General features: G+C 76.7%; 4 protein-coding genes. 1 reads left to right on the top strand and 3 read right to left on the bottom strand.

All coding sequences use genetic code 11. The annotated features are described in order from the left end of the window. Positions 1-43: 43 nt before the first annotated feature. The 3 genes from ADY01_RS32060 to ADY01_RS32050 form a co-directional block, all read right to left on the bottom strand. The gene (locus tag ADY01_RS32060; protein WP_049580248.1) at positions 44-2,104 is read right to left on the bottom strand and encodes an iron ABC transporter permease; all 2,061 of its coding nucleotides are present in this window, start codon (positions 2,102-2,104) and stop codon (positions 44-46) included. Next, positions 2,104-3,093 carry an ABC transporter substrate-binding protein gene (locus ADY01_RS32055; protein ID WP_049580247.1) on the bottom strand — a complete coding sequence of 330 codons (990 nt, stop codon included), beginning with the start codon at positions 3,091-3,093 and terminating at the stop codon, positions 2,104-2,106. The genes ADY01_RS32060 and ADY01_RS32055 overlap by 1 nt, the downstream gene beginning before the upstream one ends. An 81-nt stretch (positions 3,094-3,174) precedes the next feature. Further along, positions 3,175-3,975: an ABC transporter ATP-binding protein gene (locus tag ADY01_RS32050; RefSeq protein ID WP_049580246.1), complete on the bottom strand. Its 801-nt coding sequence runs from the start codon at positions 3,973-3,975 to the stop codon at positions 3,175-3,177. 138 nt (positions 3,976-4,113) lie between these two features. On the opposite strand from ADY01_RS32050, the gene ADY01_RS32045 reads away from it, so the two are divergent. Beyond that, positions 4,114-5,253: a helix-turn-helix domain-containing protein gene (locus ADY01_RS32045; protein WP_049580245.1), complete on the top strand. Its 1,140-nt coding sequence runs from the start codon at positions 4,114-4,116 to the stop codon at positions 5,251-5,253. The last annotated feature ends 103 nt before the right edge of the window (positions 5,254-5,356 follow it).

Raw genomic sequence — 5,356 nt, 5'->3', positions numbered from 1 at the left:
CCTCAGCCCCCCTCCGAGCCGCTCACCCCGGCTCGGGGACCGGTCAGGGCCGGTCGGGGGAACGGCGCAGCAGCCACACCAGATAGGGGGCGCCGAGCACGGCCGTCATCATGCCCACGGGTATCTCCGTCGGCGCGAGCAGCCAGCGGCCCAGGGCGTCCGCGGCGACCACCAGCACCGCCCCCAGCAGCGCGGCCATCGGAACGGTCCTGGCGACGCTGCCGCCGACCAGCCGGCGCGCCAGGTGCGGCGCCACCAGCCCGACGAAGCCGACCGCGCCGACCGCCGCGGCCGTTCCCGAGGCCAGCACGGCACCGGCGCCGAGCACCAGCAGCCGGGAGCGGCCGAGGTCGAGGCCCAGCGCCCTGGGCACGTCGTCACCGAGGGCCAGCAGGTTCACCGGTCTGGCGGCCAGGACCAGCGCGATCGCCGCCAGCCCCGGCACCACCAGCCAGCCCAGCGCGTCGTAGTCCCGGCCATAGGTGCTGCCCGCCATCCACGTCAGCGCGGAGGAGATGTTCATCTGGGCGCCGACGACCATCACATGGACCAGCCCCATGGTCGTCGCCGCCGTGCCGAGGCCGACCAGGACGACGCGGGTCGGGTCCAGCCCCGCGCGCCCCTCCCGTTGCCCACCCGCCGCCAGGAGCAGCACCACGGCCAGGGCCAGGACCCCGCCCAGCCCGGCGGCCACGGGCAGCGCGGCGGCCGGGGCCGAGGGGAGCACGAGGATGACCAGCACGGCACCCGCGGACGAGCCCGCCGTGACACCGATGAGGCCCGGCTCCGCGAGCGGGTTGCGCACCACGGCCTGGACCGCGACACCCGCCACGGCCAGACACGCCCCGGCCAGGGCCGCGACCAGGACGCGCGGGAGCCGGTAGGAGACCACGGCCTCCGGCAGCCGGCCGCCCGAGCCGAGCAGCGAGGAGAGGATCTCCCCCCAGCCGACGGGGACATCGCCGACCCGCAGTGCCCCCACGACCGTGAGAACGAGCGCCAGCGCCGCCCCGCCGAGCGCCAGCGCGTAGCCGTGGGCGCGGCGCCGCCCGGAGACGGTGACCGCCGCCCCGGTCTCGGCGTCGCCGGTGGAGACCCGGCGGGCGAGCACGATGAACACCGGGCCGCCCAGCAGCGCGGTCACCACGCCCACCGGCAGCTCCCCGTACCCGGCGGACGGCGGGAACGCCAGCTGGGCCGCCGCGTCCGAGCCCAGCACGATCACCGCGGCCAGCAGCCCCGCCGCCGGGATCAGCGGCGCGTGCCGGCGCACCCCGAGCGCCCGGACCATGACGGGCGCCACGAGCCCCACGAAGCCGATGGGCCCCGCCAGCGTCACCGCCAGCGCGGCCAGCAGGACCGCGAGCAGGAGCGCGGCGCCGCGCATCCGGGCCACGCCGACGCCCATTGCCCGGGCCGTCTCGTCGCCCAGGGAGAGCAGGTCGAGCGGTCGCGCCAGCAGCGGGCAGGCCAGCAGGACCGCGGCGACCACGAGGCCCAGCACGGCGGGGCGTTCGAGCCCGGACTGCATCAGCGTCCCGTTGCCCCAGAAGAACAGCCCCTGGGTCGCGTGCTCGTCGAGGATCTGGAGGAACTCCGCGGCGGCGGTGCCCGCCATCGCCACGGTCGCCCCGGCCAGCAGCATCCGCCCCGGGGTGAGGACGCCGCCGCTGCTGAGCAGGTAGACCACCCCGATGGCCAGCACCCCGCCGATGAACGCCGCACCCCCGGCCGGCACCGGGCCCAGGCTGATCCCGGTGTACGCCACCAGGACCACGAAGAGGTAGGCCCCCGCGTTGACGCCGAGCGTGTCGGGCGCCGCCAGCGGGTTGCGGGTCGCGCCCTGGATCAGCGCCCCCGACACGCCGAGGGCGACGCCGACGACCAGCCCGGTCAGGGTGCGCGGCAGCCGCGCCCCGACCAGGACGTCCCGGACGCGGGGATCGGCCTCGCCGCCGAGCAGGGCCAGCAGGTCGGTGAAGCCGACCCCGGAGGCCCCCAGGCTGAGGTGGAGGACGGCGACGAGGCCCAGGCAGAGCGGCAGGACGCCGCCCACCAGCCAGGCCCGCGGGCGGCGCACGGCCGCGGTGGCCGCGACGGTCATCAGACGTTCAGGGCCTTCCCCGCCTCGTCCAGCAACTGGATCGCCGAGAGCGGGCCGCCGAACAGCCACTGCCCGGGGTCGAGCGCGAAGACCCGGTCCTCCTCGACGAAGGAAAGCCCCTCCCACACCGGGTTCCCGGCGAACGCGCCCGTGAAGGGGTCGTCCTCGCTGCTGGCGACATACAGGAACGACGCCTCCGGATCGACGGTGGTCAGGCCCTCGACGCCCACGGTGGTCATGCCCCAGGCGTCGGGCTCCCCGTGCCAGCCGTTCGTGAGACCGGCGAGCCCGAGGACCTGGGCGGAGAACGCGTCCTCGGTGAGCATCCGGACCGACGCGTTGCCCTCCAGCGTGAAGCCCTGGGCCAGGGCGTAGGTCGCGCCCTCCGCGCCCGCCTCCGCCAGGCGCGTGGTGAGGTCCCCGGCCGCGGCGTCGAGCCGCCCCAGCACCTCGGCGGCCTTCTCCTCCTCGCCGACCGCTCTGGCCAGCTCGGTGAAGTTCCGCTCCATCGTCTCCAGTTGAGGCGCCGTCGTGTACGCGAACGACAGCACCGGCGCGATCTCCTCCAGCTGCTCGTAGCCGGCGGCCAGCCGCTCCTCGTCGCCCACGATGAGGTCCGGCTCCAGGACGCGGATGCGCTCGATGCTGGGCTCGTTGCGCAGGCCCACGTCCGTGGTGTCCTCGGGAAGCCGGGCCCCCTCGGCGGTGAGCCACTCCGCGTAGCCCGCGTTGTCCGCGTTCCCCACCGGGGTGACGCCGAGGGCCAGCAGCTCCTCCGTGTACACCCACTCCAGCGACACCACCTTCAGCGCCGGGTCGTCCAGCGTCACATCGCCGCGGGCGGTGCTCACCGTGATGCCGCCGGCCCCGGAGCCGCCCTCGCCTTCGCCCGAGCTCTCACCCACGCTCCCCGACCCGCAGCCGGCGAGGGCGGCGAGAAGGGCACCGGCGGCACTCGCCGCCGCGACGGCCCGCAGAAGTCTCCGCAAGGGACTCTTCCTTCCATAGGGGGAATGGCCGGTTCCGGCCGGGGATGGGGGCACCGGCGGTCGCCGGGCCCCGGTGGGCGGTCAGGTGGCGGCGAGGTCGGGCCGCCGGGGGAAGCACGCCAGATAGCCCGTCTCCGGGTCGCGGACGACGCTGACCTTCAGGCCGAAGGCCGAGTCGATCACCTCGGGGGTCAGCACCTCCCGCGGCGCCCCGGCGGCCACGACGCCGCCCCCCGCCGCGACCAGCACCTCGTCGCCGTAGGCCGCCGCCTGCGTCAGGTCGTGCAGCACCACCCCGCAGGCGATGCCGTGCTCCCGCGCCAGCCGCCTGACGGTGTCCAGGATCTCGAACTGGTGGCGCAGGTCCAGATAGGTCGTCGGCTCGTCCAGCAGCAGCACGCCCGCCCGCTGGGCCAGCACGGTGGCCAGCCAGGCGCGCTGGCGCTCGCCGCCGGACAGCTCGTCGAGCCGCCGGTCCGCCAGGGGCGCCGCGTCCGTGACCTCCAGCGCCCAGGCCACCGCCTCCGCGTCCTCCGCGGTGTGGCGGCCGAAGACCCCGCGGTGGGCGTACCGCCCGTGCCGCACGAGTTCGCGCACGGTGACCCCGGCCGGGGTGAGCGAGGACTGGGGGAGGAACGCGAGCCGCTGGGACAGCACGCGGCGGGTCAGCGAGCCGGGCGGCACGCCGTCGACCCGCACCTCGCCGCCCAGCGACGGCAACAGCCCCGCCACCGTGCGCAGCAGGGTGGACTTGCCACAGCCGTTGGGGCCGACGAGCACCGTCACCTTCCCCGAGGTGAGGGTGAGATCCACACCGCTCAGGACCGGGCGGCCGGCGTGCCCGACCTCCAGCCCCTCCGCGACCAGGCGGACGTCTCCCATGAGCAACCGGCCCCTCCCACGCTGGACTTCGAGACGACACCCTACAGGTGAGGTAAGGGAAACCTAAGTTGGCCTGAGCTCCGCCGGGGTGTGACGCGCGTCTGGTGAAGCGCTTCACCGCCTTCCTACACTGCGAAGGTGAAGGGTCTCCTCCTGCGGCTGTCCTCGCTCGACGCGGACGCCGCCGCCGCGCTCCGGGTGATCGCCCACTTCCAGGCGCTGCTGAGCGGCGGCTCCCTGGAGCCGGTGGTGCTGGCCCGCTCGACGGCGGGACTGGCGCAGTGCCCCGCCGGCCTGGAGCTCGCGGACGGCCGCACCGCGCGCTTCGCCCCCGACGGGATCGCCCTGCCCGGCGTCCCCGGCCACGTCTCCGCCGCCGTGGACCTGCGCCCCACCGGGCGCGTCTGGCTCGAACGGGACGGCGGCCCCGGCCCGTTGGACGACCTGGTCCTGGAGTGGATGGCCATCGCCGCGGGCATGGGCCCGCACCGCGACGCCCGATCGCCGCGGGTCGCCGACCCCGCGCTGGTGGAGACCGTGCTGTCCGAACGGGAGGCCGTCGAGGACCGGGCGCGGGCGCTGCGGCTGCTGGGCCTCAACCCCGAACTGCCGCTCCGCGTGGTGGCGGTGGCGGGCGGCGAGGGGACCGACGCCGGGGTGGAGGCGGTGGCGCTGCTGGCCCGCGGCGGGCCCCGGACGGCGGCGGTGCGGGTCGCCGCCGTGGGCGCGCTGGCCGCCGTCCTCGTCCAGCCGGGCGCGGGAACCGACTCCCCGGCCCGGGAGTTGCGGCAGGCCATGGCCGAACGGATCCACGAGCGCGGCCCCGGCGGCGAACGCCGACGCGGCGTCCGGCTCGGCGTCGGCGGCAGCGTGGCGCCGACCCGGGCCCGCGTGTCCTGGGGACAGGCCAGGGCCGCGCTGCGCTTCGCCGTGGCGAACGGCGGCCCGGCGGAGGCGGTCGTGGACCACGACGCGCTCGGCCCGCTCTCGCTGCTGGCCGAGGTGCCGGTGGCGCGGCTGCGCGCCGAGCCCGGGGTGCGCGCCCTGGCCGAACTGGCGGGGCGCGACGGCGGGGAGCTGAGCATCGCGGCGCTCGCCGCGTTCTGCGAGACCGGGTCCCTGCGCCGCGCCGCCACCGCGCTCCACCTCCACCACAGCTCGGTGGCCGCCCGCCTGGCCGGGGCCGAGGCGGCGCTCGGCTGGCGCCTGCGCGACCCCGACGATCGTTTCCGCGCCCAACTCGCCCTCTACGCCTGGCGTCTGTCGGCCGCCGCGTGACCCCCCGCGCGCCGCGCGCGCCCCCGCCCGGCGCGCCCCGGCGCCCTCGCACCCCGGCGCCCTCAGACACGCGTCGGGGAAACGGGCCCCGCGCCCCGACACC

Origin of the sequence: Streptomyces sp. SBT349, from assembly GCF_001083795.1 — a bacterium.
Lineage (GTDB): Bacteria > Actinomycetota > Actinomycetes > Streptomycetales > Streptomycetaceae > Streptomyces.
This window is presented reverse-complemented; position numbering and strand designations above follow the sequence as displayed.

Bases quoted from the DNA above. Each gene is read 5' to 3' on its own strand.
- ADY01_RS32060 (WP_049580248.1), bottom strand. From the start codon at position 2,104: ATGACCGTCGCGGCCACCGCGGCCGTGCGCCGCCCGCGGGCCTGGCTG.
- ADY01_RS32050 (WP_049580246.1), bottom strand. From the start codon at position 3,975: ATGGGAGACGTCCGCCTGGTCGCGGAGGGGCTGGAGGTCGGGCACGCC.